23 protein-coding genes are annotated in these 25,460 nt (G+C 69.5%); 12 read left to right on the forward strand and 11 right to left on the reverse strand.

Annotation, left to right across the window (positions count from 1 at the left end; translation table 11 throughout):
* Positions 1–31 precede the first annotated feature (31 nt).
* Positions 32–1,225 carry a hypothetical protein gene (locus tag BW733_RS02250; protein WP_077347520.1) on the forward strand — a complete coding sequence of 398 codons (1,194 nt, stop codon included), beginning with the start codon at positions 32–34 and terminating at the stop codon, positions 1,223–1,225.
* Here BW733_RS02250 and BW733_RS02255 read toward each other — a convergent pair.
* From BW733_RS02255 to BW733_RS02275, 5 genes are read right to left on the reverse strand one after another with little or no spacing between them, the layout of a single operon-like run.
* On the reverse strand, positions 1,190–2,200 hold the full coding sequence (locus tag BW733_RS02255; RefSeq protein WP_077347522.1) for a threonine aldolase family protein: 1,011 nt from the start codon (positions 2,198–2,200) through the stop codon (positions 1,190–1,192). The two genes, BW733_RS02250 and BW733_RS02255, sit on opposite strands and share 36 nt — an antisense overlap.
* Positions 2,197–3,582 (reverse strand): class II 3-deoxy-7-phosphoheptulonate synthase, encoded by a 1,386-nt coding sequence (locus BW733_RS02260; protein ID WP_077347524.1) that lies wholly within the window; start codon positions 3,580–3,582, stop codon positions 2,197–2,199. The genes BW733_RS02255 and BW733_RS02260 overlap by 4 nt, the downstream gene beginning before the upstream one ends.
* A gap of 60 nt (positions 3,583–3,642) precedes the next feature.
* Positions 3,643–4,308, reverse strand: a complete 666-nt coding sequence (locus BW733_RS02265) for a response regulator (protein WP_077347526.1) — start codon at positions 4,306–4,308, stop codon at positions 3,643–3,645.
* Positions 4,308–5,507, reverse strand: coding sequence for a sensor histidine kinase (locus BW733_RS02270; protein WP_077347528.1), 1,200 nt, complete (start codon positions 5,505–5,507; stop codon positions 4,308–4,310). Before BW733_RS02270 ends, BW733_RS02265 begins: the two co-directional genes overlap by 1 nt.
* Complete coding sequence (locus tag BW733_RS02275; RefSeq protein ID WP_077347530.1) at positions 5,500–6,267, reverse strand: lysophospholipid acyltransferase family protein; 768 nt, start codon at positions 6,265–6,267, stop codon at positions 5,500–5,502. The genes BW733_RS02270 and BW733_RS02275 overlap by 8 nt, the downstream gene beginning before the upstream one ends.
* 47 nt (positions 6,268–6,314) lie before the next feature.
* Here BW733_RS02275 and BW733_RS02280 point away from each other — a divergent pair, with 47 nt between their 5' ends.
* Entirely contained in the window at positions 6,315–7,082 is a 768-nt protein-coding gene (locus BW733_RS02280; protein WP_077347532.1) for an alpha/beta hydrolase, read from the forward strand.
* A 56-nt stretch (positions 7,083–7,138) separates the two neighbouring features.
* On the opposite strand, the gene BW733_RS02285 is transcribed toward BW733_RS02280, so the two are convergent.
* Both BW733_RS02285 and BW733_RS02290 read right to left on the reverse strand, forming a co-directional pair.
* Complete coding sequence (locus tag BW733_RS02285; protein ID WP_077347534.1) at positions 7,139–8,275, reverse strand: C40 family peptidase; 1,137 nt, start codon at positions 8,273–8,275, stop codon at positions 7,139–7,141.
* 81 nt (positions 8,276–8,356) lie between these two features.
* Positions 8,357–8,497 carry a hypothetical protein gene (locus tag BW733_RS02290; RefSeq protein ID WP_237268275.1) on the reverse strand — a complete coding sequence of 47 codons (141 nt, stop codon included), beginning with the start codon at positions 8,495–8,497 and terminating at the stop codon, positions 8,357–8,359.
* A 125-nt stretch (positions 8,498–8,622) separates the two neighbouring features.
* Here BW733_RS02290 and BW733_RS02295 point away from each other — a divergent pair, with 125 nt between their 5' ends.
* The gene (locus BW733_RS02295; RefSeq protein ID WP_077347536.1) at positions 8,623–10,353 is read left to right on the forward strand and encodes a DEDD exonuclease domain-containing protein; all 1,731 of its coding nucleotides are present in this window, start codon (positions 8,623–8,625) and stop codon (positions 10,351–10,353) included.
* A 56-nt stretch (positions 10,354–10,409) separates the two neighbouring features.
* Here the strand turns inward: BW733_RS02295 and BW733_RS02300 are convergent, their stop codons facing one another.
* Entirely contained in the window at positions 10,410–10,919 is a 510-nt protein-coding gene (locus tag BW733_RS02300) for a peptidylprolyl isomerase (protein WP_077347538.1), read from the reverse strand.
* A 130-nt stretch (positions 10,920–11,049) separates the two neighbouring features.
* On the opposite strand from BW733_RS02300, the gene BW733_RS02305 reads away from it, so the two are divergent.
* Both BW733_RS02305 and BW733_RS19855 read left to right on the forward strand, forming a co-directional pair.
* Entirely contained in the window at positions 11,050–11,493 is a 444-nt protein-coding gene (locus tag BW733_RS02305) for a VOC family protein (protein ID WP_077347540.1), read from the forward strand.
* A gap of 118 nt (positions 11,494–11,611) precedes the next feature.
* Positions 11,612–12,523: a sunset domain-containing protein gene (locus tag BW733_RS19855; protein ID WP_077347542.1), complete on the forward strand. Its 912-nt coding sequence runs from the start codon at positions 11,612–11,614 to the stop codon at positions 12,521–12,523.
* Positions 12,524–12,583: 60 nt separating this feature from the next.
* Here the strand turns inward: BW733_RS19855 and BW733_RS02315 are convergent, their stop codons facing one another.
* Positions 12,584–13,780, reverse strand: coding sequence for a winged helix-turn-helix domain-containing protein (locus BW733_RS02315; RefSeq protein WP_077347544.1), 1,197 nt, complete (start codon positions 13,778–13,780; stop codon positions 12,584–12,586).
* A gap of 79 nt (positions 13,781–13,859) precedes the next feature.
* Between BW733_RS02315 and BW733_RS02320 the strand changes: the two genes are divergently transcribed.
* Complete coding sequence (locus BW733_RS02320) at positions 13,860–14,507, forward strand: prepilin peptidase (protein ID WP_077347546.1); 648 nt, start codon at positions 13,860–13,862, stop codon at positions 14,505–14,507.
* Here BW733_RS02320 and trpD read toward each other — a convergent pair.
* Positions 14,494–15,531, reverse strand: coding sequence for an anthranilate phosphoribosyltransferase (gene trpD / locus BW733_RS02325; protein WP_077347548.1), 1,038 nt, complete (start codon positions 15,529–15,531; stop codon positions 14,494–14,496). The two genes, BW733_RS02320 and trpD, sit on opposite strands and share 14 nt — an antisense overlap.
* Positions 15,531–15,938 (reverse strand): DNA-binding transcriptional response regulator, encoded by a 408-nt coding sequence (locus BW733_RS02330; RefSeq protein ID WP_179947135.1) that lies wholly within the window; start codon positions 15,936–15,938, stop codon positions 15,531–15,533. The genes trpD and BW733_RS02330 overlap by 1 nt, the downstream gene beginning before the upstream one ends.
* Positions 15,939–16,163: 225 nt before the next feature.
* On the opposite strand from BW733_RS02330, the gene ctaE reads away from it, so the two are divergent.
* The 6 genes from ctaE to BW733_RS02360 all read left to right on the forward strand — a co-directional run bounded on the left by ctaE (position 16,164) and on the right by BW733_RS02360 (position 25,460).
* Positions 16,164–16,868 (forward strand): aa3-type cytochrome oxidase subunit III, encoded by a 705-nt coding sequence (gene ctaE / locus BW733_RS02335; protein ID WP_077347552.1) that lies wholly within the window; start codon positions 16,164–16,166, stop codon positions 16,866–16,868.
* A gap of 22 nt (positions 16,869–16,890) precedes the next feature.
* Complete coding sequence (qcrC, locus tag BW733_RS02340) at positions 16,891–17,691, forward strand: cytochrome bc1 complex diheme cytochrome c subunit (protein WP_077347554.1); 801 nt, start codon at positions 16,891–16,893, stop codon at positions 17,689–17,691.
* Positions 17,688–18,779: a cytochrome bc1 complex Rieske iron-sulfur subunit gene (gene qcrA, locus BW733_RS02345; RefSeq protein WP_077347556.1), complete on the forward strand. Its 1,092-nt coding sequence runs from the start codon at positions 17,688–17,690 to the stop codon at positions 18,777–18,779. Before qcrC ends, qcrA begins: the two co-directional genes overlap by 4 nt.
* A complete protein-coding gene (gene qcrB, locus BW733_RS02350) occupies positions 18,779–20,515 on the forward strand; it encodes a cytochrome bc1 complex cytochrome b subunit (RefSeq protein WP_077347558.1) in 1,737 nt (578 codons plus the stop codon). The genes qcrA and qcrB overlap by 1 nt, the downstream gene beginning before the upstream one ends.
* Before the next feature lie 149 nt (positions 20,516–20,664).
* Entirely contained in the window at positions 20,665–24,369 is a 3,705-nt protein-coding gene (locus BW733_RS02355) for a DUF4132 domain-containing protein (RefSeq protein ID WP_077347560.1), read from the forward strand.
* Positions 24,369–25,460 (forward strand): ATP-binding protein, encoded by a 1,092-nt coding sequence (locus BW733_RS02360; RefSeq protein WP_077347562.1) that lies wholly within the window; start codon positions 24,369–24,371, stop codon positions 25,458–25,460. The genes BW733_RS02355 and BW733_RS02360 overlap by 1 nt, the downstream gene beginning before the upstream one ends.

Here is a 25,460-nt window from a genome sequence, read left to right on the forward strand (position 1 = left end):
CTGCTGCCACACTGAAGACCGGAGGTGGGTCATGGAGGGTCTGGGCACGCTCATCATCGTCGTCGTCGGCATCGCGCTCGTCTGCGTGCTGATCTGGGCATACCTGCATCACAAGTACGTGAAGTCGCTGGAGGCGAAGGGCTGGAGCTATGACGGGAGCCCCGGCATCTCGACCGCCTACGGCCTCAACGTCGCCCCGTTCGGCGTCGGCTTCGAGCGCAAGGTGACAAGGGCAGTCACTGGAAACGCGTCCGATGCGACCCCATTCGTCGCCTTCGACTACCGCTCCACGAACTGGGACTCCTACGGCTTCGTGCTCACGATGCCGCTCCCCCACTCGCTGCCTCCTGCCGAGCTCCCGAAGTCGGCCCCCGTGCGCACCGGCGACGCGGCGTACGCGGCAGAACTCGAGTCGGCTCTGACCGCCGCGAGGAGTTACGACCTGACGGTCGACCACGACAAGCTGGTGCTGCTGAACGCCCCCACCGACGCGGACGGCCTCGAGCAGGCACTGATCGCGCTCACCACGGCGCGCACCGCCCTGCTCGCCTCCCCCGCGGCAGAGCGGCAGGGGCCTCCCCCGCCACCGCAGCTCAGCTTCGTCGGCCATCCCGACTGGGTCTATGTGCCCCGCGACGACGACCTGCTCGACCAGATCGATCACAGCGGCGCGGGCACCGGACACGCCGCCCACGACATCATCACCTCGGACAACGCGGGGCTGCCGTTCATCCGGCTTCGCCACACCTGGCAGACGCAGACGACGCACACCGACTCCGAGGGGCGGACCCACACGACGACCCACCACCACGAGGAGACGCTCTGCGAGTTCCGCACGTCGTTCCCGTTCATCGACCTCGCGTCGAACTGGGGCTGGTTCGGGCGCAGCCAGCGGTTCGAGTGGGAGGAGTTCAACGACCGGTTCCGGATCGAGTCGTCGAACGAGAGGGTGGCGCACGCGGTGCTGCACCAGCGCCAGATGGAGTACCTGATGGAGGTGGGTGCGCCGGACTTCGCGATCGGTGGAGACGGGCGGATCCGGGTCAAGGGCGGCGACGAGTGGCTACCCGACGACATCGTGGCGATGGACCACTTCCTGCGCGGCTTCTTCGCAAGGGTGCCGGACTTCGTCTGGAAGGATCTCGGCGCCTGGCCCCGGCCGATCCCCCAGCTCGAGTGGCAGCCGACCTCAGCGCAGCCTGGAGGCGATGAGCGCACCGGCTGAGGTGCACTGCTCCGCGGTGACATCGAGGTGGGTGACCGCACGCAGTGCGGTCGGGCCGAGCACGCTGATCAGCACCCCCGCCTCCCGCAGCTCGGCCGCGACAGCTGGCGCCTGGGCCGTTGGGATGAGCACGATGTTGGTCTCGGGGTCGACGACCGACCCGGGCCGCGCCGCGTTGATCGCCTCGGCGAGCAGGCGCGCCGACGTGTGGTCCTCTGCCACCCGCCCCACGTTGTGCCCGAGGGCGTAGGAGCCGGCCGCAGCCAGCATGCCCGCCTGCCGCCAGCCCGCACCGAGGCGCTTGCGCTGCACTCGTGCCCGCGCGATGTCGTCGCCGTCGCCGACCAGCACCGAGCCGACCGGGGCGCCGAGCCCCTTCGACAGGCACAGGCTGACGGTGTCGAAGAGGGCGCCGTAGTCGGCGAACGTGCGGCCGTTGACGGCCATCGCGTTGGGGAGGCGGGCACCGTCGAGGTGGGTCTTCACGCCGGCGGCGCGCGCCCCCTCACTGACCCGTGCGAGCTCGTCGAAGGCCTGGACGGTTCCCCCACCGAAGTTGTGGGTGTCCTCCACCGCGAGGCAGGCCGTCTCGACGAGATAGGGGCCGCAGTCGACGGCGAGCATGGCGAGCGCGTCATCGGCGACCAGCCGGCCTGCCCGGGAGGTCCAGGTCCGCATCGTCACCCCGTGCAGGGCGCCGTGGGCGCCCATCTCGGCGCGCGCGATGTGCGCGTAGGAGTCGCACAGCACCTCGCGCCCCGGCGGGGTGTGCAGCCAGACGCCGAGCAGGTTCGACAGCGACCCGGTGGCGCAGAACAGCGCCGCCTCCCGCCCGAACCGTCGGGCGACCTCGGACTCGAGCGCGGTGACGCTCGGGTCCTCCCCGTAGACGTCGTCGCCGAGCTCGGCCTGTGCCATGGCCGCCAGCATGTCCGCCGACGGCCGGGTGACGGTGTCGCTGCGAAGATCGATCACAGTTCCTTGGCCCTGAACTCCTGCACCGGGTTCTCGCGGCCGAGGCGCCCGGAACGGAGGCGACGGGCGACGGTGAAGGCGAGCTCGAGCGACTGGTTCCGGTTGAGCCGGGGATCGCAGACGGTCTCGTAGCGGCTGGCCAGATCGGCCTCGCTGAGGTTCATCACGCCACCGACGCATTCGGTCACGTCGTCTCCGGTGAGCTCGACGTGCAGGCCACCTGGCCACGTGCCGAGCTGCTCGTGCACGTCGAAGAAGCCGTTGACCTCGTCCGCGACGTCGGCGAAGGAGCGCGTCTTGTACCCGTTGGCCGCCTCGAAGGTGTTGCCGTGCATCGGGTCACAGACCCAGGCCACCTTCCTGCCGGTCGCCTCGACGCCCGCGATGACGTCGGGGAGGACGTCGCGCACCTTCGAGGCGCCCAGGCGGGTGATGAAGGTGAGTCGGCCGGGGATCCGGTCGGGGTCGAGCTGGTCGGCAAGCGCGATCGCGACGTCTGCCGTCGTGGTGGGGCCGAGCTTCACGCCGAGCGGGTTGCTGACGCGGCGCAGCAGCTCGACGTGGGCCCCGTCGAGCTGGCGGGTGCGCTCGCCGATCCACAGCATGTGGCCGGAGCAGCCGTAGAGCTGCTCGGAGCGGGAGTCGACGCGGGTGAGGGCGCGCTCGTACTCGAGCAGCAGCGCCTCGTGCGATGCGTAGAAGTCGACGGTGCTCAGCGAGTCGTCGTGGACGCCACAGGCGACCATGAAGGCGAGCGCGCGGTCGATCTCGGAGGCGAGCTCCTCGTACTCCTGCTCGACCGCCGAGTCGCGCACGAACTGCGCGTTCCACGTGTGCACGCCACGCAGGTTGGCGAAGCCGCCCTTGACGAAGGCGCGCACCAGGTTGAGGGTGGCCGCCGACGAGTTGTAGACGTCCATCAGCCGCTGCGGGTCGTGCGCGCGGGCGGCCTCGGAGAACTCGAAGCCGTTGATGGCGTCGCCGCGGTAGGCCGGAAGGGTGACGTCGCCGCGCGTCTCCGTGTCCTTCGAGCGGGGCTTTGCGTACTGGCCCGCGATGCGGCCCACCTTGACCACCGGCACCTGCGCGGCGTAGGTCATCACGACGGCCATGGAGAGCTGCACGAGCAGCTTCTGCTTGATGTTGTCGGCCGTCACTGCCTCGAAGGTCTCGGCGCAGTCCCCGCCCTGGAGCAGGAAGGCCCTGCCCTCCGCGACGTCGGCCAGCTTGGCGCGCAGGTCGTCGCACTCCCCCGCGAAGACCAGCGGTGGGAGCCGTTCGAGCGAGTCGATGGTGCGGTCAAGTGCCGTCTTGTCCGGGTAGGACGGCTGCTGGATGAAGGGCAGCGCGCGCAGTTCTTCCCGGGAAATGATGCTCGACATAGGCGAAAGGGTACCCCAACGCGGCAACGGCTCTCACCGCGTGAGGTGCGCGTGGAACGCCTACTCGTTGGGGTCGTGCAGCCCGTTGTCGATGGCGTACAAGGTGAGCTCGACGCGGTTGTGCAACTGCAGCTTGCGCAGCACGTTCTGCACGTGGTTCTGCACCGTGCGGTGCGAGACGAACAGCTCGTCCGCGATCTCGCGGTAGGCCATCCCCTTGGCGACCCGGCGCAGCACCTCGATCTCACGCGTTGTCAGGACCGGTCCCTCCTCGTTGTGGGACCGCGCGACGTTGACCATGCGGCGGAACTCGCCGAGCACGAGTCCTGCGAGCCCGGGGGTGAACACGGCGTCGCCGACCGCCGTGCGCTGCACGCCCTCGATCAGCTCCTCCTTCGACGCCGACTTGACGAGGTAGCCCTTCGCGCCTGCCTTCATGGCCCGCAGCACGTCGTCGCGTTCGCCAGAGGCAGACATCACCAGCACGTGCATGTCAGGGAACTCGCCGAGCAGGATCTCGATGCAGGTGGCTCCGTCGGGCTCGGGGATCTGCAGGTCCATCACGACGACCTCCGGCCGCGTCGCCCGCGCCCGGGCGAGGCACTCGGTGCCGTTCTTGGCCACGGCGACGATCTCGAAGCCCACCTCCGTCAGGTCCTCGCTGAGGGCGTCGATCCACATCGGGTGGTCGTCGACGAGCATCAGTCGCTTGCGTTCCTGGGTCATCACATGGCCTCCAAATCCTCGACCTCGATCGGGAACCGCAGCTCCCATTCCGTGCCTGCACCGGGCGACGACTTGAGGATCGCCGATCCCCCGATGTCGCTCATCCTGCCCACGATCGAGTCCTTGATCCCGAGCCGGCCGTTGTCGGCCGCCTCCTGCACCTCCGCGGCGCTCATCCCGACCCCGTTGTCACGTACCCAGAGGATCACCTCGTCGTCAAGCTCCTGATCGAGCAGGATCCACACCTTGGCGTCCTCGCCCGCGTGCTTCTCCACGTTCTTCAGGATCTCGGCGAGCGTACCCTCCACCTCGTCCACAAGGACCCGGGGTACCATCACCAGTGAGGCCATCGTCGAGACCGTCACCCGGGCCGACTCGTACTTGTCGAGCGCCGCGGCGAGGTCGATGGTCTCGCTGTGCTCGACGTCGACGATCTCGCGGTCCTGCAGGTGCCCTCGAAGCTGCGCCTCCGACTCCCGGGCGAGCGCAGCGAGGCGGATCCCGCGCGGGCCGAGCGACGGCCCCTCCCGCTCGACGAGGGCCAGCACCTGGAGGGCGCCGTCGTGGACCAGCCGGGAGAGCCGCTCACGCTCGGCGAGGGCAGCGCTGCGCAGGCGCTCCTGCTCCTGCTCCTCCATGGTGGCCCGGAACTGGGTGACCAGCGTGCCGAGGCAGGCGGTGATCAGGATCGTGATGAACGCGGCCCCGACCCGCTCCATGGCGAAGTGCTGGGGCACGATCAGCATCGCCACGGAGGTGGCGACGGCAAAGCTGACGCCCCACTTGTAGCTGCGGAAGATGGCCGCGTAGGCCGCGCAGCCGACGGCCCAGTAGCCGGCCAGCGTCAGCGGGGCCCCGCCGGGAGGGACGGTCACGGCTGTGACGAGGATGATGGTGAGGGTCACGCCGAGGTCGGCGAGATGCGCCGGCTTGGTGCGGCGCGATGGCCTGCGCATCCGCAGCGAGATGTACACGTGCCAGTAGATCAGGGCCAGCGAGGCGGCCACGACGCCGATCCGGTTGTCTGCGCGCGGCAGGACGATCAGCAGGTTGACGATGACCGCGTGCAGGGCGAGGAAGCCGCGCGCGATCTCACACACGGTGTAGACGCGCCCCAGCAGGTCGTTGGGGTCACGGAACCAGAGCAGCTGCCGTCGCCCCCACCCCCAGGCCCTGCTCAACGCGTGGGGCTCACTCACCGGTGCGCACGGCCCTCGGCTCGACGACCGGGGGGTCCCCTCCGCCCGGGCGGGGAAGGACGTGTGCGTCGGCCTGCTCGGCGGTGATCTCCCCGTGCTTGACCTTCGCGGCGTAGAGGTCGACGTAGGTCTGCCCGGTCAGCTGCTGGATGGCCGCCATCGTCTCGTCCGTCACGTAGCGCAGCACCTTGGAGTTGCCTGGCGTGTCGTGGAACTGGCTGAAGTCGAGCGGCTTGCCGATGAAGACGACCGGGCGCCGCGCCCAGGGAAGGCCGAAGGGTCCCTTGACCGACTTCGTCCCCGCCACGCCGACGGGGATCACGGGGACCTTGTTCGTCAGCGCCATGCGGGCCATGCCAGTCTTGCCCTTGTAGAGCCGGCCGTCGGGCGAGCGGGTTCCCTCGGGGTAGATCGCGATCACCTGGCCGTCGGCCAGCACGTCGGAGATCGCCTGCAGGGCGTCAGCCGAGGCGCGGCCACCGCTGCGGTCCATCGGGACCATCCTGACGGTCTTCAGGAACCAGGCGACGATCTTCGCGCCGATGCTCGTACCGCTGAACAACTCCGCCTTCGCCGGGAAGGTGATCGGTCGCGGCATCATCGCGGGCACGACGAGCGAGTCGAGCGCCCCGATGTGATTGCTCGCGAGGATCGCCCCTCCCTGCTTCGGGAAGTTCTCCTCCCCGAAGACCTTTGCCTTGTACGAGTACTCCACCATCGGCCTGAAGATCGTGAACTTGAAGAAGCGGTACCACCACATGGGCGGCAGTCTATCCGTGCGGCGATCCGCGCACCTATCCTGCAGACATGGCAGCCCTCTTCCGCTCCCCCGTCCCGTCCGTCTGGCCCGAGGCACGGCCGCTGAGCATCGGGGCAGGTGAGGTGGGGGTCGTGATGAGCCACGGGTTCACCGGCTCGGTCCAGTCCATCGGGCCCTGGGCGCGCGGGCTCGCCACGCCGGAGGGCGACTGGCCGGGGGTACGGGTCGTCGCGCCACGGCTCCCCGGCCACGGCACCTCGTGGCGCGATCTGGCCCGCACGCGGTGGTGGGACTGGTTCTCCACCGTCGAGGACGCCTACCTCGGGCTCGCCGCCGAATGCCGAAGCGTCTACGTCGCCGGCCTCTCGATGGGAGGCGCGCTCGCGCTCCGGCTCGCGGAGACGCACCAGGTGGCGGGCGTGCTGCTGGTCAACCCGGCGATCGCGACCCGAGACCGGAGGGTGCCTCCTGCGACGCTCCTGCACCGCGTGCTTCCCCCGCAGAAGGGCATCGCCTCCGACATCGCGAAGCCGGGCGTCACCGAGCTCGGCTATCCGCGCTTCTCCGTGACCAGCCTTGCCACGATGACCCGTCTCTGGCGGCTCACCGCGCGCGACCTTCCACGCATCGACTCCCCCGTCCTGCTGATGCGCTCACCGCAGGACCACGTCGTCGACGACCTGAGCTCCGAGTTGATCGGGGCCCGGGTGCGCGACGTGCGCACCGTCGCGCTGGAGCGCAGCCACCACGTCGCCACGCTCGACCACGACGCCGACCTGATCGTCGAGGAGTCGCGCCGCTTCATCGCCGGGTGATGCACGACGCCCCCGCCCGGAAAGGGCGGGGGCGCCGTGTCAGGACTGCCGGTGGATCAGCCGAGCACGCGGCGGGCGCCGGTGAACGGCATCGAGTCGAGGCTCGTGACGCGCACGCCGCTGCGCGGGTTCGCGGCGTCGACGATCTTGCCGTTGCCGATGTACAGGCCCACGTGGCTGACGGGGCTGTAGTAGAAGACGAGGTCGCCGGGCTGCAGCTCGGACTTCGAGACCTTGCGTCCGGCTGAGGAGTACTGGCCGCGCGAGGAGCGGGTCAGGTTGACGCCGATCTGGCGGTACGCCCAGCTGGTGAGGCCGGAGCAGTCGAAGGTGCTCGGCCCGGAGGTGCCCCACACGTAGCTGCTGCCGACCTTGGTGAGCGCTGCGTCGACGACCTGCTGTGCCCGGCCGGAACCGGAGCTGGCGACGGGCGCCTCCTCCTCGGCTGCGTCGTCGGCTGCCTGCTCATCGGCCGCGGCGGGCGTCTCGCCCGCGGTCTGGGTGGTGGGGGCTGCGGCGGTGGTGCGGGAGCGGCTCGCCTGTTCGGCTGCGCGGGCCTCGGCCTCCGCCTGAGCGGCTGCGGCACGGCGCTCGCGTTCTGCCTGCTCGGCGGCGAGGCGCTGGCGCTCCTCCTCGGAGAGACGGTCGTAGACCGCCTCTGCGTCGGCCTCGAGCTTCTCGTAGTCCTCGCCGAGTTCGACCTTTGTCGCGGCGTCCTTCTCGAGCTGGGCCTGCGTCGCGTCGGCGTCCTCGCGCAGCGTGGTCAGCTTCGCCTGGTCCACCTGCAGCTGCTGGATCCCGGCGTTGGAGCGGTCGGCCTCGACCTGGAGGGCGCCGAGTCCGCTGAGGAAGCTGGAGGCGTCGCTGCTGGTGAGCAGCTGCGCGGTGAGGGAGACGGAATCGGTCTGCATCTGCAGCGCGCCGACGTCGCCGAGCTGGGCGGACAGGTCTGCGACCCTCTGCTCCTGGGCCGCGACATCATCCTTCAGCGTCGCGAGCTTCGCCTCGTTCTTGGCGACCCGGTCGTGGGCCTCGATGATCTCCTGGTCGACCGACGAGGACTCCTGCTGGATCCGCTCCAGCTCCTGGCGCGCCTTCGCGACGGCGTCCGGGTCGGCGGTCGCCACGACCGAACCGGCGAAGACGGTTGCGACAGCAAGGCTGGCGGCCAGGGCGAGACGGACTCGGTTCACAGTTGCTCCAGGGATCGCGGATGAGTCTGAGAGAATCCTAAGGCTCACTCAGGCAATTCTCAAACGCGAAACGCAACCCGTTCACACGGCCTCGCTCCTACCCTCTCGGGGACCGCTCAGCCGCAGCGGAGGAAGCAGCCCGGCATCGGACAAGACGGCGAGGGCGCGCTGCTCCGGCTCGACGAGTTCGACGCTCGGGTTGCCGAGGAGCACCGAGATCACGCAGTCCCCGCAGGCCGGCCCACGGGCCCGGCAGCTTTCACAGTCAACATGCATTGAGGTCATGACATGGAGTCTCGCCGTCACCTCTGACAAAACTGTCCGCGGCGACACGTAGCGTCACGGGCATGCCGAACAAGACCGCCGTGCAACCGAGCTTCGACGAGCTGGGTGTCCCCCTCGCCGATGTGACGTTCGTGGTGGTCGATCTCGAGACCACCGGCGGCGCGGCCGACTCCGAGATCACGGAGGTCGGTGCCGTGAAGGTGCGCGGCGGCCAGGTCCTCGGCGAGTTCCAGACCCTCGTGCGCCCCTCCGCGCAGATCCCGCCCATGATCCAGGTCCTCACGGGCATCACCAACCAGATGGTGGCCGACGCCCCACCGGTGTCGGTCGTCCTGCCCGCGTTCGCCGAGTTCGCCGCCGACGCCGTGATCGTCGCGCACAACGCCCGCTTTGACACCGGCTTCCTCCGCCGCGGCTACGAGCGGCTCGGTCTAACCTGGCCGCGGCCGACGGTGGTCGACACGGTGGCCCTCGCCCGCTGCGCGCTGTTGCGCGACGAGGTGCCCAACTGCAAGCTGTCCACCCTCGCCCGCCACTTCAGGGCGGGCACCGAGCCCAACCACCGGGCGCTCAGCGACGCACGGGCCACCGTCGACGTGCTGCACGGACTGCTGGAGCGGGTGGGCAACCTCGGCGTCGGCTCGCTGGAGGACCTGATCGAGTTCACGGCGCAGGTCTCCCCCGACCGACGGGCCAAGCGGGCGTGGGCGAGCGAAGCGCCCGAGTGCGCCGGCGTGTACTACTTCGTCTCCGATGCCCCCGATGCCGCAGGCACGCTGCGCCGCGAGGTGCTCTACGTCGGCAAGTCGACCAACCTGCGCCGCCGGGTCCGCTCGTACTTCTCTGCGGCAGAGAAGCGCGGCCGGATCCACGAGATGGTGCGCGTGGCGACGGGCGTCGAGTTCGTGCCCTGTGCCACCGGCCTGGAGGCAGAGGTGCGGGAGCTGCGCATGATCGAGTCGCTCTCGCCGCGCTACAACCGCCGTTCGAAGCAGCAGCGCAAGCTCTGGTGGCTGAAGCTCACCGACGAGGCGTTCCCGCGGCTCTCGGTGGTGGCGAGGGTCCGGGAAGGAGATCGGCACTTCGGCCCGTTCCGCACCCGCGACGCGGCCAACGAGGCGGCGCTGACGCTCTATGACGCGTTCAAGCTGCGCAGGTGCACCACGCGGCTGTCCGCGCGTCGGCCGAGCCCCTCCTGCGCCCTCGCGGAGATGGGCCGCTGCGTCGCGCCGTGCGAACTGGGCGATGGGGCCGCCGACTACCCAGGGATGGTCGAGGGCGTCGCGGCGAGCTGGCGTGGAGACGTGCGGCCGGTGCTGCGAAGCGTGCGGGGGCGGATGCGCAAGCTGATCGCTCAGGAGCGCTACGAGGAGGCGGGCGAGGTGTCCGACCGGCTGGCCGCCTACCACCGCACGTCGGTGCGCTACCACCGGATCAGTTCGCTCGCCGCCTGCCGGGAACTGGTGGCCGCGATCCCCTCGGAGCGCGGGTGGGACATCCACGTGATCCGGCACGGACGGCTGGCCGCCGCGACCTCGGCGCCGAGCCATCGGGCGCGCGCCGCGGCGGAGGAGGCCGCCGCGTCGGCGGAGACGGTGCTCGCCCCGGTCGGCGGGCTGCCCGCCTGCAGCATCGAGGAGGCCGAGCGGGTCGCCGCCTGGCTCGAGCTTCCTGGGGTGCGGCTGATCGATACCGACGGCGACTGGGCCTGGCCGCTCAACGTCGGGCTGCCGGAGGGCGCGCTTCCCGTCGAACTGCTGGGGCCGGAGCCGCTGGTTCCCCTCACGGGCTGACCGACGGGCAGCAGAAGACCCGCCGGCCTCGGGCGCGGCGGGTCCTACGGGGACGATCAGGCCAGCGTGACCGACTCGATCACGACGGGCTCGACCGGACGGTCACCGAAGCTCGTCTTGGTGGTGGCGATCGCGTCGACGACCTTCTGGCTCTCGGCGTCCTTGACCTCACCGAAGATGGTGTGGCGGCGGTTCAGGTGCGGCGTCGGCGCGACGGTGATGAAGAACTGCGAACCGTTGGTCGCCGGGCCGCGGTTGGCCATGGCGAGCAGGTAGGGGCGGTCGAACGACAGGTCCGGGTGGAACTCGTCCGCGAACGTGTAGCCGGGCTCGCCGGTGCCGTCGCCGCGACGGTCGCCGCCCTGGATCATGAAGCCGTCGATGACGCGGTGGAACGGGACCCCGTCGTAGAAGTTCGCGGTGGTCTGCTCGCCGGTGACCGGGTCGCGGAACTCCTTGGTGCCGCCTGCGAGGCCGACGAAGTTCTCGACCGTCTTCGGCGCGTGGTCGGCGAAGAGCTCGATGACGATGTCGCCGCGGTTGGTGTGCAGGGTTGCAGTGCTCACGTGTGTCCTTCTTCTCGGGTGTTGTCCACTCCAGTGTCGCAGACGCGCAGATAACCTCTGTCATCAGCCACGGCTCACGGTCGAGCCGGGGCAGGCGCACCGAAGCGCCGCCTGACCGGAAGGACGCACCATGCCCCTGCTCAACCACGTCGGCATCACCGTGTCGATCCTCGAACGATCGATCGACTTCTACACGAGGCTCGGCCTGCAGCCCCCTCCGCCGGACTGGGTCTTCACCATCGAGGGCGACTGGCTGAGCAGACTCGTCGCGGAGGACGACGCCGTGATCCGGGTCGCCTTCCTCCCGATGGGCGAGGGCGCAGTGCTCGAACTGCTGGAGTACCGGCAGCCGCAGGGCGAGCAGTCCAACAGCCGACCCAACCGCGATGTCGGCGCGATGCACGTCGCGCTCAACGTGGACGACATCGACGCGGTCTATGCCGACCTCAAGGACAGCCTCGCCTTCAACTCGGAGCCGCAGACGGTTGCCACGGGCCCATGGGCGGGAAACCGGGTCGCCTACCTGAGCGATCCGGACGGCACGCCGGTGGAACTGGTGATGGACGTCTCCTGAACCTCCGCCCGTGCCGCGCCGTCACCGGTGCCTGTTCGGGCGTTCGCCCTTGATGGGGACCGACTACCCGGTAGCGTGGAGTCTGCTCGATTACGAGCCTCAACATTGGGAGGAACTTGTGAAGAAGTCACGAGAGCTGAAGAAGGCCGCCGCGGAGACCGCCTCCGCCGCCGCCGAGTACTCATCGACCGCATTGAAGGACGGCCTGGACAAGGCCCAGGAACTGCTGGCCGAGGCCCAGAAGCAGGCGGGTCCGATTCTGCGCGACGCGAAGGTCCGCACCGCCGACTTCGCATCCCGCAGGCTGGACGACCTTGAGCCCCACATCAAGGACGCGCTGGAGAAGGTCTCGCCAGCCGTCGACGCGGCCCGCGACAAGGTCACCGACGATCTGCTTCCGAAGCTGCAGGGTGCGCTGCACCAGGCCGCGGAGCATCCAGCGGTCGCCGAGGCCACGAAGCGCGGCTCGGCCGCGGTCCAGGCGCTGAAGGGCGAGCTGGAGCCGGTGAAGAAGAAGAGCAAGTTCAAGAAGGTGGCCAAGTTCCTCGCCATCGGCGCCATCGTCGCAGGCGCGGTCGCCGCGGTGCGCCACTTCCTTGCGCCGAAGGACGACGGCTGGACGGCCCACGAGCCGTCGAAGGCGTACGTGAACAACAACGACACGTTCACCAACGCCGCAAAGTTCGCCTCCGACATCAACAACCCGTCCGAGCACGAGGTCGTCGTCTCCGAGGAGGAGCTCGAGGAGCAGGCCGACATGACTGCCGAAGGCGGCCCCGCTCCCGACGTGACCTTCGTCACCGAGCAGGACGTCGAGCACGAGGAGGCCGACGCGAAGCCTGCCGAGTCCTACGGCGAGGGTTCCTACGTCGGTTCGGAGCCCCCGGCCGACTTCACCATCAAGGGCAACGAGCGCTCGAAGAAGTACCACGTGCCCGGCACCGGTGGCTACGAGCGCACGATCGCCGAGGTGTGGTTCAACTCGGAGGACGCCGCACAGGCTGCAGGGTTCACCAAGGCCCAGCGCTGATCCGCTGACGCACTGAGAAGGGCGGCCCCGTTCGGGGGCCGCCCTTTCTCGTCTCCAGGCTCAGATCACCCGGGCGAGGTCGGCGACCCAGGTGCCTGGCCCGGTGAGTGAGACCTCGCTCAACCCCTGCCAGGCTGCCGCCTCGTGCAGCAGGGGCGCCACCCTGCCCGCCAGTTCCCGCGACCGAGTCACCTGCGTCGGCTCGACGTGCGCATGCTGGACCCGCAGCACGCCCGCCTTCCTGTCGCTCTTGAGATCGATCCTGCCGACGATCTGGTCGTCGACGAGCACGGGCAGCACGTAGTAGCCGTGTTCGCGCTTCTCCTTCGGGGTGTAGATCGAGATCCGGTAGTGGAAGCCGAACAGCCGCTCGCCCCTCGGCCGGAACCAGACGAGCGGATCGAAGGGCGATAGCAGCGCCGCAGCCGTCACCGAGCGGGGCACCTTCGTCCGGGCGGCCAGATAGGCGGGCTTGTCCCAACCCTCGACGCTGACCTGCTCCAGTTGCCCGTCCGCCACGAGCCGTTCGAGGGCGGGCCGTGCCGTCGCCGGCTTGAGGCGCGGATAGTCGGCCAGGTCCTCGAGCGTCGCGATCCCGTAGGCGAGGGAGGCTCGACGCACGAGTTCATGGATCGCCTCCTCACGCGGCAGCTCCTCGAGCGCCCGGTCCGGCAGGACCTGGTCTGCGAGGCCGAACCGGCGTTCGAACCGCTGCCTCCCCACCACGACCAGCTCGCCCTTGCGGAACAGCCAGTTCGCGGCCCAGTGCACGTCGTTGCGGTTCCACCATCCGCCTCCAGTCGAGACGTTGTCGGGGTGCTCGAGGTCGCGCACCCGGGTCGGGCCCCGACCGGCGAACTCGGCGCGCACCTCGTCGAGGAGACGCCGGTTCTCCTCCCCCCACTGCCGGAACCCGTCACGCATGGACGCCTCCCGGTGCCAGGCCCACAGCGGCCAGTCGGCGACGGGCACGACGGTGGCCTCGTGCGCGATGTACTCGGTGTACTCGCCGAGCCCCCTGCCCTGGTCATGACGAAGCAGACGGTCGAGCGCCGAGCGCTCATACGGGCCGAGCCGGGCGAGCAGCGGCAGGTAGTGGCTCCGCTCGAAGACGTTGACCGAGTCGAGCTGCAGAACCCCCATCCGCGTGATCTCGCGGCGCAGGGCCGCCGGGCCGACCGTCGCCGGTCTGGACGAGTCGAGGCCTTGGGCGCGGATGGCGATGCCACGGGCCGCGGCCTGGCTGACGTGACGCATCTGCCCAGAATAGGGTGGGACTATCCACAGTTCGCGTCGACGGCCCGGTTCCGTCCGTCCGGCGGCCTACGCTCACCCCATGGCCCTGTTCGCCGTGCTGCTGGTCGCCGTGCTCGCCACCCTCGGGTGGCGACTGCTGGTGCCGCGCGTGCGCGTCGAGGACGACGAGTCCCCCGACTTCGCCTCCCTCGTGACCGGCCAGTCCACCCTTGCGGTGGCCCTGGCCGCCGTTCTCGCCGGCCAGGTGCTGTGGCTCACCCCGCAGTCCCACTGGTGGCTCTGGGTGCCCTATCTCGGGCTCGGCCTACCGCTGGTGGCGGTTGACCTGCGCACCACGTTCCTGCCGTTGCGGCTGAACTACCTCGTGGCAGGCGCAATGGCCGCCTGTCTCGTCCCGCTGACCGTGCACGACTGGCGCTCCGGGGTGGGCGCCCTCGCCGGGGCGGCGGCTCTCTTCGCCCTTTTCCATCTCGTGTGGCGCTTCGCACGGGGAATCGGCTACGGCGATGTGCGGCTCGCGCTGCTCGTTGGCGCCGTCTCGGGCATGGCGGGCGTGCAGTTCGCGGCACTGGCGCTGCTTGCCGGAACAGCGCTCGGCGCGGTCCATGCGATCGCCCACGCCATCTGGGCCAGGCGCGATCCGGCGCGGGAGCGCCACTTCGCCTACGGCCCTGCGCTGTGGGCCGGACCGATCGTCGCCGCCCTGCTCTCCCCTATCGTCGGGTAGCGGCGATCCAGGCTTCGAGCGTCCGTGCGGCGGCGCCCGAGTCGATGGCCTGTTGCGCGTCGCGGAGCGGGCCGCGGAGCTGGTCGACCAGTTCCTTCACCGTCGAGATGCCGCGGTAGGCGAGCAGTCCGGCCGCCGCGTTGAGCACGACGATGTCACGCACCGGTCCCCTGGCGCCGTTGACCACCTCGTGCACGACGGCCGCATTGTGGTTGGCGTCGCCACCTGTGAGGTCGTGCGGGGCCGCGGGCTGCAGGTCGAGCTGGGTGGGGTCGAGCACGGTGCGGTGCACGCGCCCCTCGGCGATCATCCACACGTCGGAGGACGAGGTGGTGGTCAGTTCGTCGAGGCCGTCGAAGCCGCGGAAGACCATTCCGCGCGTCCCGCGCTCGGCGAGCACTCGGGCGATCACCGCGGCCATGTCGTCGTTGGCGACGCCGAGCGCCATGGCCCTCGGACGCGCCGGGTTGGCGAGAGGGCCGAGGAAGTTGAAGGTCGTCTGGATGCCGAGTTGCTTACGCACTCCCGCGACCGTCTTCATGGTCGGGTGGTACTGCTGGGCGAACAGGAAGGCGATGCCGACCTCGTCGAGGATGCCTGCCTGCTTCTCGGGCTCGACGTCGATGCGCACGCCGAGGGCCTCGAGGGTGTCTGCGGTGCCGGACTGCGACGATGCGGCCCGCGCCCCGTGCTTGACCACCTTCGCCCCCGCGGCCGCCGCGACAATGGCGGCCATCGTGGAGACGTTGACTGTGTTCGCCCGGTCGCCGCCGGTGCCGACGATGTCGACGGCGTCAGGGTCGACGGAGATCGGCGTCGCCTTCGCAAGCATCGCCTCCGCAAGTCCGGAGATCTCGTCCTCCGTCTCGCCCTTGGCGCGCAGCGCGGTCAGCATGGCCGCGATCTGCACCTCCGAGGCACGCCCGGAGAGGATCTCGCCGAGGGCCCAGCTGGCCGCGGTCTCCTCGAGGCCCTCGCTGCGGACGAGGCCGGTGAGGATGTCCGGCCAACTGAACCCCGACATCACACAGCCTGTGCGAGGCGGGTGCGGATGAGGTTTGCGGCCTGCCGGGGCAGCGTGAGCGGATCGATCGGGAACGGCGCGACCGCCTCCGCACGGGTCCAGGACGCGAGCCACGCGTCGTCGACACGGGTGACGAGCAGCATCACCGGCGCGCAGTCGGTGTACTCCTCCTTGACCTGGTGGGCGAGCCCGAAGCCACCGGAGGGCTGCGCGTTGCCGTCGAGGATCAGCAGCGAGTAGCTCTGGTCTTTGTCGAGGGTCCGCAGGAGGGCGCCCTGGGTCGCCACCTCGAACACCTCGATCTCCGGCAGGTCGGACGCGAGGCGGCGGCCGAGGGCGAGACGGACGGCTTCGCGCACGGTCCGGTCGTCGGAGAACACCAGCACCTTGACGGGGGCTTCGCTCATCAGTGGTCATTCCTTTGCGTTGTCGCTGTCGACCGGGGTCGAACTGCCTGCAGATGTCATCGTAGCCGTGCCACGCCCGACTGGCGCGCACGACCTCGTCGGGGCCTCGTGCCGCACCTTCCGGCCGGCGCATTATCGCACCGGGGTGCCGGGAAACTACAGGGGGGTCTTTCAAACTTTCACCGCTGGCGTGACCTCCTCGGCTTTTGCGGCAATAATGACCCCGTGGCCACCAATCATGAAACCCTGACTGCACCGGCAGAGCTGCCGAGCGGAGCGATCCACAAGGTCCCCTCCGCCCGACTCAACAAGCCCGCGGGGCGCCCCGACACGGTATCTGTCGGCGTCATCGTGTGGCTCGCGAGCGAGCTGATGTTCTTCGGTGCCGTGTTCGCCGCCTACTTCTGGACCCGCAGCATCACCAACGATGCCGCGGCGGCCGCAGGCGCGACGTCTTTGTGGGCGACCGAGAGTGCGCATCTCGACGTGGTGTTCGCCAGCATCAACACCGCGATCCTCGTGCTGTCCTCGGTGACCTGCCAGATCGCGGCAAACGCAGCGGAGGCGCGCAGGGTCGAGGGTTCATGGCTGAACCCGGCCAAGTGGGGCATGCGGCAGGGCTTCATCGTCACCATCGCGCTCGGTTCGATCTTCGTCGCCGGGCAGGTGTGGGAGTACTTCACCCTCTTCAACGAGGGCTTCACCATCCAGACCAACCAGTACTGGTCCCTGTTCTTCCTGGCCACGGGTTTCCACGGACTGCACGTCATCGGCGGCGTCGTCGCCATGTGGTACGTCCTGGCACGCTCCTACATGACCCGCACCCACACCCACGAGCAGACGGTCGGCGCCCACGTCGTGTCCTACTACTGGCACTTCGTCGACGTCATCTGGATCCTGCTGTTCGGCGTCCTCTACTTCCTCCGCTAGACACGTTCCTGGAGACTGACTCGTGAAATTCCTCACATCCTTCCGGCGGCACTCAATCGCTCGGCCCGCGCTGCTGATCCTGGCGCTCGTGGTCATCGGCCTCGGGTACGCGGGGGTCAATCCGCAGCGCTCGTCGGCGGAGACCGAGATGACCCAGCAGATCGAGGAGGGCAAGGCCCTGTTCGATCTGACCTGCTCCTCCTGCCACGGCCTCGGCGCCGAGGGCACCTCGCAGGGCCCGTCCCTGATCGGCGTCGGCGCCGCATCGGTCGACTTCCAGATGGGCACCGGGCGCATGCCCGCGGCCCGCCAGGAGGCCCAGCTGCCCGCCCGCAAGGTCAACTACACCCAGGAGCAGATCGACTCCGTCGGGGCCTACATCGCGTCACTCGCCCCCGGCCCGGCGGTCCCGAAGAAGGAGCAGTACTCCCCCGAGGGCCTGACCGAGGAGGAGATCGCCCGAGGCGGCGCGCTCTTCCGCGCCAACTGCTCTGCCTGCCACGGCATCGTCGGCGGCGGCGGCGCCATGCCCAACGGCGAGTACGCGCCCTCCCTCGTCAACACCGACGAGGCGCACATCTGGGAGGCCGTCCGCACAGGTCCCCAGCAGATGCCGACCTTCTCCCAGAAGGTCATGCCCGACCAGAGTGTCCGCGAGATCATCGGATACCTCGACGAGGCCCACGAGCAGCCCAACTACGGCGGCCTGACCATGGGTGAGGCAGGCCCCGTCTCCGAGGGCTTCTGGATCTTCATCGTCGGAATCGGCGGCCTCGCCATCGTCGCCACTTGGATCGCCAAGAAGGGGGCACGCGCCCGATGAGCCACGACAACCTCCCCGTCAAGGATCCCGAACTCGGCCACGTGGTGGCCAATCCGGGCGTCGAGGAGCACATCGAGCGCTACACCGACGTCGACAAGGGTGCGGGCAACCGTGCCTACGCCGCCATCCTCATGATGCTCGCCGCGGTTCCGGTGCTCGCGATCGCCTTCGTGGTGATCTACTTCGCCGTTCCACGTGACGCCTACATCGACTTCGGCTGGCTGAAGGCCAACGCCCAGAACGTCTTCCTCGGCCTCACCGGCGGCCTCGCCGTCGTGCTGATCGGCGTCGCGGTGATCCAGTGGGCCCGCGTGCTCATGGGCGACCACGAGAGCGTCGAACTGCGCCACACGGCCGCCTCGAGCGCGGAGGACCGCGAGGTCGTCGTCGAGCAGTTCGCCGACGGTGTCGAGCAGTCCGGCGTCAAGCGCCGCAAGCTGCTGCTCGGGGCCGTCGGTGGCGCCGTCGGCATCTCGATCGTGCCCGCCGTGGTGCTGCTCGCCGACATGGGCCCCTGGCCCACGAAGGCCGTGCGCGCGCGCACCATCGAGCGCACCATCTGGGCCGACCAGCCCGAGGAGGACGGCAAGCCCGTCGGCATCCGCCTCGTCAACGACGAGAACTGGCTCCCCCTGCGCGCCGAGGACCTGGAGATCGGCCAGCTGGTCAACGCCCAGCCCGAGAACCTGCTCGACCTGCACGGCAAGGACCTCATGATCGAGAAGGCGAAGGCCTCGATCATCGTGGTGCGGATGGATCCGGCCTCGATCAAGATCCCCGAGTCCCGCAAGGACTGGCAGGTCGCCGGCATCCTCGCCTACTCCAAGATCTGCACCCACGTCGGCTGCCCGATCTCGCTGTGGGAGCGGCAGACGCACCACCTGCTCTGCCCCTGCCATCAGTCGACCTTCGACCTGGGCGACTCCGGTGTCGTCGTCTTCGGCCCCGCCGCGCGGTCGCTTCCGCAGCTGCCCATCGAGGTCGACGACGAGGGTTACCTCATCGCCAAGGGCGACTTCACCGTCCCCGTCGGCCCCAGCTTCTTCGAGCGCGACTCGCGCCACGACTTCGTGAAAGGTGACAACTGATGGCTAAGCCCACCAGCGTCGTCGAAACCTCGCCCGAGGTCGAGGCCCGCGAACCAGAGAAGAAGTCGTCGTTCCCCTCGAGCGGCCCGCTGAACTGGGCCGACGAGCGCACCGGTCTTGCCAAGATCGGCCGGTTCGGGCTGCGCAAGATCTTCCCCGACCACTGGTCGTTCCTGCTCGGCGAGATCGCCCTGTACTCCTTCGTGGTGCTGCTACTGACCGGCGTGTTCCTCACCATCTGGTTCAAGCCGTCGATGGCCGAGATCGAGTACGACGGCTCCTACCAGCTGCTCAAGGGCATGCCCGTCTCCGAGGCCTTCGCCTCGACGCTGCACATCAGCTTCGACGTGCGCGGCGGGCTGCTCGTGCGCCAGATCCACCACTGGGCCGCGCTGCTGTTCGTCGCGGCGGCCTTCGTACACATGCTCCGCGTGTTCTTCACGGGCGCGTTCCGCAAGCCGCGTGAGGTCAACTGGCTGATCGGCGTCGGCCTGATGTCGATGTCGCTGATCGCGGGCTTCGCAGGCTACTCGCTGCCCGACGACCTGCTCTCGGGCACCGGCCTGCGCTTCGTCGACGGCCTGATCCGCTCGATCCCGCTGATCGGCACCTGGGCCGAGTTCTTCGTCTTCGGCGGCCAGTACCCGGGCGACCTGGTGATCCCCCGCCTGTACATGGTGCACATCCTGCTGATCCCCGGCCTGCTGCTCGGCCTCGTCGCCGCGCACCTCGCGCTGGTGGTCTACTACAAGCACACCCAGTACCCAGGTCCCGGCCGCACAGAGAACAACGTCGTCGGCTACCCGCTCTTCCCCGTCTACATGGCGAAGGCCGGCGGCTTCTTCTTCATCGTGTTCGGCCTGCTCGTCCTGATGGGCGGCCTCTTCCAGATCAACCCGGTGTGGACCTACGGCCCCTACGACCCGGCGAAGGTGACCGCGGGTTCGCAGCCCGACTGGTACATGGGCTGGGTCGAGGGCGCCATCCGCATCATGCCGAACTGGGAGTCGCACTGGGGATCGACCACCTGGTCGTGGGCGGTCTTCCTGCCGGGCGTCGGCCTGATGGGGCTGCTGTTCGGCCTGCTGGCCGCCTGGCCGTTCATCGAGGCCTGGCTCACGGGTGACAAGCGCGAGCATCACCTGCTCGACCGTCCCCGCAACGCCCCGACGCGCACCGCCTTCGGTGTGGCGGGCATCACCTGCTACGCGATGTTCTGGCTCTCCGGAGGCAATGACATCCTCGCCACCAGGTTCCACCTCAGCCTGAACGCCATCACGATCTTCATGCGGGTCGCGATCTTCGTCGCCCCAGTGATCGCGTTCATCATCACCAAGCGCATCTGCCTCTCGCTGCAGCGCGCTGACCGCGAGCGTGCCCTGCACGGCTCCGAGGACGGCGTCATCGTGCGGTCGCCCGAGGGCGGTTACTCCGAGGGTCACCTGCCGCTGTCCGAGGACGAGCAGTTCCTGCTCACCCAGCACCTGCAGCACACCCCGCTCGAGGCCTCTGCGGAGACCGACGGCGCGGGCGTCGCCAAGAAACAGAAGGTCAGCAAGTTCCGGGCCCGCGCCTCGCGCTGGTTCCTCGGCTCGGAGATCCCGAAGCCGACCTCCCACGAACTCGAGGAGGCGGCCCACCACGGCGACGAGCCGCGGCGCGAACTGCCCGAGGGCGAGGACGCGGAGCGTCAGCTCGACGGTCGCAGGGACGACGACAGGGCTCCCACCCACTGACACCCGAAACGAGAGGGGTCCGGCACAGGCCGGGCCCCTCTCGCCGTTCCCGTCGCGGGTGGGTTCCCGTGCACGGTCCATGCAATAGGTTGTTGCGCACTGGCCAGCACGGATGCGGCCGCGCAACCGACGGAGAGGATGCACGCGAGATGGTGTTCGAACGACTGACGAAGCTGTTCAATGCTGGGGGTGCCAGCCGGCCGCCGAAGGAACTCGAGGCCGCGCTGCTGGTACTCAGCCTGAAGAGCCCCGAGCTCATGAAGTCGACGCTGAACTACGTCACCACCGGACTGCCAGCCGAGGCGCTGCTCGAATTCCAGTCGAGCGTCGACAACGAGGTGCGCGACCTGCTCGGCGACCCGGGAGCGGGCCGCTGGCCCTACTACCGCAACGATCTCAACGCACGGGTGAAGAAGGCACTGGATGGCCGCGACGGACTCCCCGACTGCCATGACGCGATGTTCATCCTCCTCGGTGACCACGATGCCCTGACCGCGGAACAGAGCGTCCGGCTCGGTCGTGTGCTGGCCGCCGCGCAGGAGGCCCCCAACCTGACCGCCGCCGACGCCGTCCCCGACTGGCTCAACGCCTTGTGGGGCACCTCGCAGCGCGACTCCCCGAAGGCGCCGCCGCGCAGGGCCACCGCCTGGGACGTCTCCAGGATCCGCGCCCTGATGGAGGCCGACGGAAGGGACGGGACCGAGATCGCCACCGCGACTGCTCAGCTGATCATCCGCTCAGCACCGGTGGTCAGCTGGGAGTCGCGCCGGCACCCGGCGATCGGGGGCACCCTCGAGTTCGCGCGCGAGCATCGCGACCTGATGATCCAGACCTTCAAGGACGCACCGGCAGACGACAAGCTGGCCTTCCTCGCAAAGGTCGAGGCCGATCCTTCGCTCGACGCAGCGCTCGAAGGCCTGCTCCCCCTCGCCATGCGCGACACGTCGAAGGGCGTGCGCACCGCCGCAGGGGGGGCCGTCGCGAAGCTGGATCCACAGGCGCGCGCCACCCTGCTGACCCGCGTGATCGAGTCCACGCCCGCAGGGCAGATCGAGTCTGCCCTCGACCTGCTGGTCCGCTTCGGCGACGCACCTGCCAGGGCCGCGCTCGAGTCGCTCCCGGCGAACGAGAAGAACGCGAAGAAGAGGCAGCTGATCGAGGCCGCGCTCGTGCGGCTCTCAGACGTCTCGGCCGGGCGGGAGACGGACCTGGACCTGCCGCCCTGGGAACCCGTGCCCGATGCCGAACTCGGAGCCGATTTCGTCGAGGAGGCGCTGGCCCACATCGCCGGGGTGATCCAGAAGGCCGATGAGCAGCTCGCGGAGGTTCCCGAGGCTGAGCAGCGCGGCTGGCATGCACGCAACCTGCGCGACAGGCTGGCGTTGGCCTCCCGACTCGACCGACGCTGGTTCGAGAAGTTGCGCGCGTACCTCAATGGCGCGCAGCATGCACCCACGGACCTGGATGCGGTCCTCCAGTCGGCCCTGGTTCCCACAGACAGCCTCCCCCTCCCCCGCCTTGTCCGGCTGTACGGACTCAACTGGCGCCTCCGCCCTCACGCAGTCGGCCTGGACCTGCGGGCCATGCTCGATGCGATCGAACGCGCCGACCCCGAAGACGCCACGACCCGTACCGACGTCATCGAGGTCACTGCGGAGGAGTTCATCGCGATGCTCGTGTTCACGTGGAGCAATGCGCACGACCCGGAGGATGTCTGGCCGTTCTTCGTCGAGCACCCGCAGGGGCTGGACGGGGCGCTTGGCCTCGACTCCGATGCGCCCTCGACGAGTCACTTCAACACCAGCTACGACCTCACGACGGCCATCGAGATCCTGAAGGCATTCCCCAGCCTGCCCCAACGCTACGTGGCGAGGCTCACCGAGATCGCGCTCGGCACGGCCAAGTCGCACCGGCTCCTCGCGCAGGAGGCGCTGGCGAATCTGTCGAACGTGGGCGAGATCGCCTCACGTGGGCTGACCGACTCGCGCGCCGAGGTGCGCGCCGCGGCGGCAGACTGGCTTGCCCGGCTCGGCTCGGAGGAGGCCGTGGCGCCCTTGCGGGCGGCGCTGGCCAAGGAGAAGCGCGAGACGGCGATGGCGGCGATGCTCGGCTCCCTCAGCCGCCTCGGCCAGGATCTGGCCGACGACCTGCGCAAGGACAAGCTCGCCGCCGAGGCCGCGAAGGGCATCAAGGCAAAGCCCCCGGCCGCGCTGGCCTGGTTCCCCGTCGAGTCGCTCCCCCAGGTCCGATGGGCCGACGGGTCCCCGGTCGAGCGCGACATCGTCGTGTGGTGGCTCCGCCTGGCGACCAAGCTGAAGGACCCACTCGGCTCGGGCCTGCTCCCCATCTACATCGGCCTGCTCGACGAGGATTCCCAGCAGGAGCTCGGCGAGTTCGTCCTGCACGCCTGGATCGCCCACGACACCGTCGGACCCTCCGACGAGGAGGCCCGCGCCTACGCTGCAGGGCGGGTCGATCAGGAGTACGACCGCTACCAGCACTGGGCCAGGCGTGACCGACGCAACGAGTGGATCCAGGCCCAGGCCGCCAAGCCGAAGGAGCAGATCTTCGAGGAGCTGCGCCGAGACAAGGCCGCGGAGTACGTCGGGTCGGCAATCGAAACCAAGGGCATCCTCGCCCTGAGCGTCGGCGCCCGGGGGCATGTCGTGCACAGCGCGACGACCGGCTACATCCGCAACCACGCAGGCCGCCGCGCCCAGATCGAGGCCCTCGTCACCGCCGCCTCCGGCAACGACGACCCGGCCGCCATCCAGCTGGTGCTCCAGGTGGCGCGGCGGTTCAGGCAGCGCTCGGTTCAGGAGAAGGCTGGCGAGCTGATCGAGGCGATCGCGGAGCGACGCGGCTGGTCCGCCGAGGAACTGGCCGACCGCACCATCCCGACCGCCGGTTTCGACGACGACGGGCTGCTCCACCTCGACTACGGACCCCGCGAGTTCCTCGGCCGGATCGGTCGCAGTCCGAAGGGGGCGTGGCAGATCGACCTCTCCACCCCCGACGGGAAGCAGGTCAAGTCCCTTCCCGCGGCCGCGAAGGCCGACGACGAGGAGCTCGTCAAGGAGACGAAGAAGCAGCTGACGGCCTCGAAGAAGGAACTGCGGCAGCTCGTCGACGTGCAGTCCGGCCGCCTCTTCGAGGCGATGTGCCTCCAGCGGAGCTGGACCGCTGCCCAGTGGAAGGAACTCATCGCAGGCCACCCGGTGCTCTCCCAGCTGATCACGGGGCTCGTCTGGCAGGTGGGCGCCTCCGAGGCCCCGGCCGGCGCGGACGCCCTGTTCCGGCTCACGCCCGAGGGCGAGCTGATCGGCATCTACGACGACACCTTCGCTCTGCCCGATGACGCGGAGGTCCGCCTCGCCCATGCCGCCACGGTGACCCCTGAGGCGGCCCAGGCCTGGCGCTCCCACCTCGAGGACTACGAAGCCACCCCACTGTTCGGCCAGTTCGACACGCCCGTCGGGCAGTACCCCGGCGAGGCGGTCAAGATCGACTCGCGGCTCGGCTGGCTGAGCGACTCGTTCGCCATCCGTGGCCGGGCCACCAAGCGCGGCTACACGCGCAGCCAGGCCGAGGACGGCGGCTGGTTCTCCGAGTACCGGCGCGAGTACCCGAGTGCCGGGCTCGCCGCCGTGGTCAGCTTCACCGGTTCCTACCTGCCGGAGGAACAGATCCCGGCCGCCGTCACGATGCTCACCTTCGAGCCCCTTCGCTCCGGCAAGCACAGGCCGCTCGGCGAGGTGCCGCCCATCCTGCTCGCCGAGTCGGTCGCCGACTACGAGTACATCGGCGATGCCGGGATCTTCGACGGGGACTGGCAGTCGAAGGCGGCGTTCTGATGGCGGGCCTCCGGGTGCCTGCCGAGTCCAGGTACGCCGACGAACTGGAACTCCTGCGCGGGCAGGACGAGCAGCTCGGCAGACCTCTGCCCCCGGGGTGGCGGCTGAGCCCGCGCGCGGTGCGGGCCTTCATCGTCGGCGACGAGAAGCTCGGAGTCAGCCGGAAGTTCTACGGGGACGACCCCCTCGTCGACCGCGCAGTGGTGACCCTGCTCGGCAGGCAGGCCCTAATGCTGGTCGGCGAACCCGGCACCGCGAAGTCGATGCTCTCGGAGCTGTTGGCCGCCGCCGTCAGCGGGAACTCGAACCTGACCGTGCAGGGCACCGCAGGCACCACCGAGGATCACCTGCGGTACTCGTGGAACTACGCGCTCCTGCTCGCCGAAGGGCCGACCGAGAGGTCGCTTGTGCGCTCGCCTGTCTACCAGGCCATGGAGGCCGGACAGATCGTCCGGGTGGAGGAGATCACCAGAACCGCCCCTGAGATCCAGGACACGCTGGTCAGCCTGCTCTCCGAGAAACAGCTCATGGTCCCCGAGCTGGGTCCCGACGCCCTCGTCGCCGCCCAGCCGGGATTCAACCTGATCGCGACGGCGAACCTGCGCGACCGCGGCGTCAACGAGATGTCCTCCGCGCTCAAGCGCCGCTTCAACTTCGAGACGGTCCGCCCCATCGCCGAGCGCGCCTTCGAGGTGGAACTGGTCGAGCGCCAGCTCCGCGCTGCGCTCGAGGGCTCCGGGCAGGAGGTCGAGGCCCCGCGCGAGGTGATCGACCTGCTCGTCACCGCCTTCCGTGAACTGCGCAGCGGGCGCACCGCCGACGGGGTCCCGCTCAAGCGGCCAGAGACGGTGATGTCGACGGCGGAGGCCGTCAATGTGGCTCACGCAGCCACCCTGGAGGCCGCCTACTTCGGCGACGGCCGGATGGGCGCGGCCGAGGTGGCACGGGCTCTCGCCGGTGTGGCGCTCAAGGACTCGACGGAGGACCGGGACAGGCTGCGCTACTGGGTCGACAACGTGGTCCGCGAACGGGCGGGCGGCGATCCGCGGTGGCGGGAGTTCCTCGGCGCGGCCCGCTCCGCATGGAGCTGA

It is taken from the genome of Tessaracoccus flavescens (assembly GCF_001998865.1).
Lineage (GTDB): Bacteria > Actinomycetota > Actinomycetes > Propionibacteriales > Propionibacteriaceae > Arachnia > Arachnia flavescens.

Coding starts and splice junctions, on each gene's coding strand:
- BW733_RS02320 (WP_077347546.1), top strand. CDS start 13,860: ATGGCCCTGTTCGCCGTGCTGCTGGTCGCCGTGCTCGCCACCCTCGGG.
- BW733_RS02260 (WP_077347524.1), bottom strand. CDS start 3,582: ATGTCGAGCATCATTTCCCGGGAAGAACTGCGCGCGCTGCCCTTCATC.
- BW733_RS02295 (WP_077347536.1), top strand. CDS start 8,623: ATGCCGAACAAGACCGCCGTGCAACCGAGCTTCGACGAGCTGGGTGTC.
- qcrA (WP_077347556.1), top strand. CDS start 17,688: ATGAGCCACGACAACCTCCCCGTCAAGGATCCCGAACTCGGCCACGTG.
- BW733_RS02315 (WP_077347544.1), bottom strand. CDS start 13,780: ATGCGTCACGTCAGCCAGGCCGCGGCCCGTGGCATCGCCATCCGCGCC.
- BW733_RS02305 (WP_077347540.1), top strand. CDS start 11,050: ATGCCCCTGCTCAACCACGTCGGCATCACCGTGTCGATCCTCGAACGA.
- BW733_RS02360 (WP_077347562.1), top strand. CDS start 24,369: ATGGCGGGCCTCCGGGTGCCTGCCGAGTCCAGGTACGCCGACGAACTG.
- BW733_RS02265 (WP_077347526.1), bottom strand. CDS start 4,308: ATGACCCAGGAACGCAAGCGACTGATGCTCGTCGACGACCACCCGATG.
- BW733_RS02280 (WP_077347532.1), top strand. CDS start 6,315: ATGGCAGCCCTCTTCCGCTCCCCCGTCCCGTCCGTCTGGCCCGAGGCA.
- qcrB (WP_077347558.1), top strand. CDS start 18,779: ATGGCTAAGCCCACCAGCGTCGTCGAAACCTCGCCCGAGGTCGAGGCC.
- BW733_RS02250 (WP_077347520.1), top strand. CDS start 32: ATGGAGGGTCTGGGCACGCTCATCATCGTCGTCGTCGGCATCGCGCTC.
- trpD (WP_077347548.1), bottom strand. CDS start 15,531: ATGTCGGGGTTCAGTTGGCCGGACATCCTCACCGGCCTCGTCCGCAGC.
- BW733_RS02330 (WP_179947135.1), bottom strand. CDS start 15,938: ATGAGCGAAGCCCCCGTCAAGGTGCTGGTGTTCTCCGACGACCGGACC.
- BW733_RS02355 (WP_077347560.1), top strand. CDS start 20,665: ATGGTGTTCGAACGACTGACGAAGCTGTTCAATGCTGGGGGTGCCAGC.
- BW733_RS02275 (WP_077347530.1), bottom strand. CDS start 6,267: ATGTGGTGGTACCGCTTCTTCAAGTTCACGATCTTCAGGCCGATGGTG.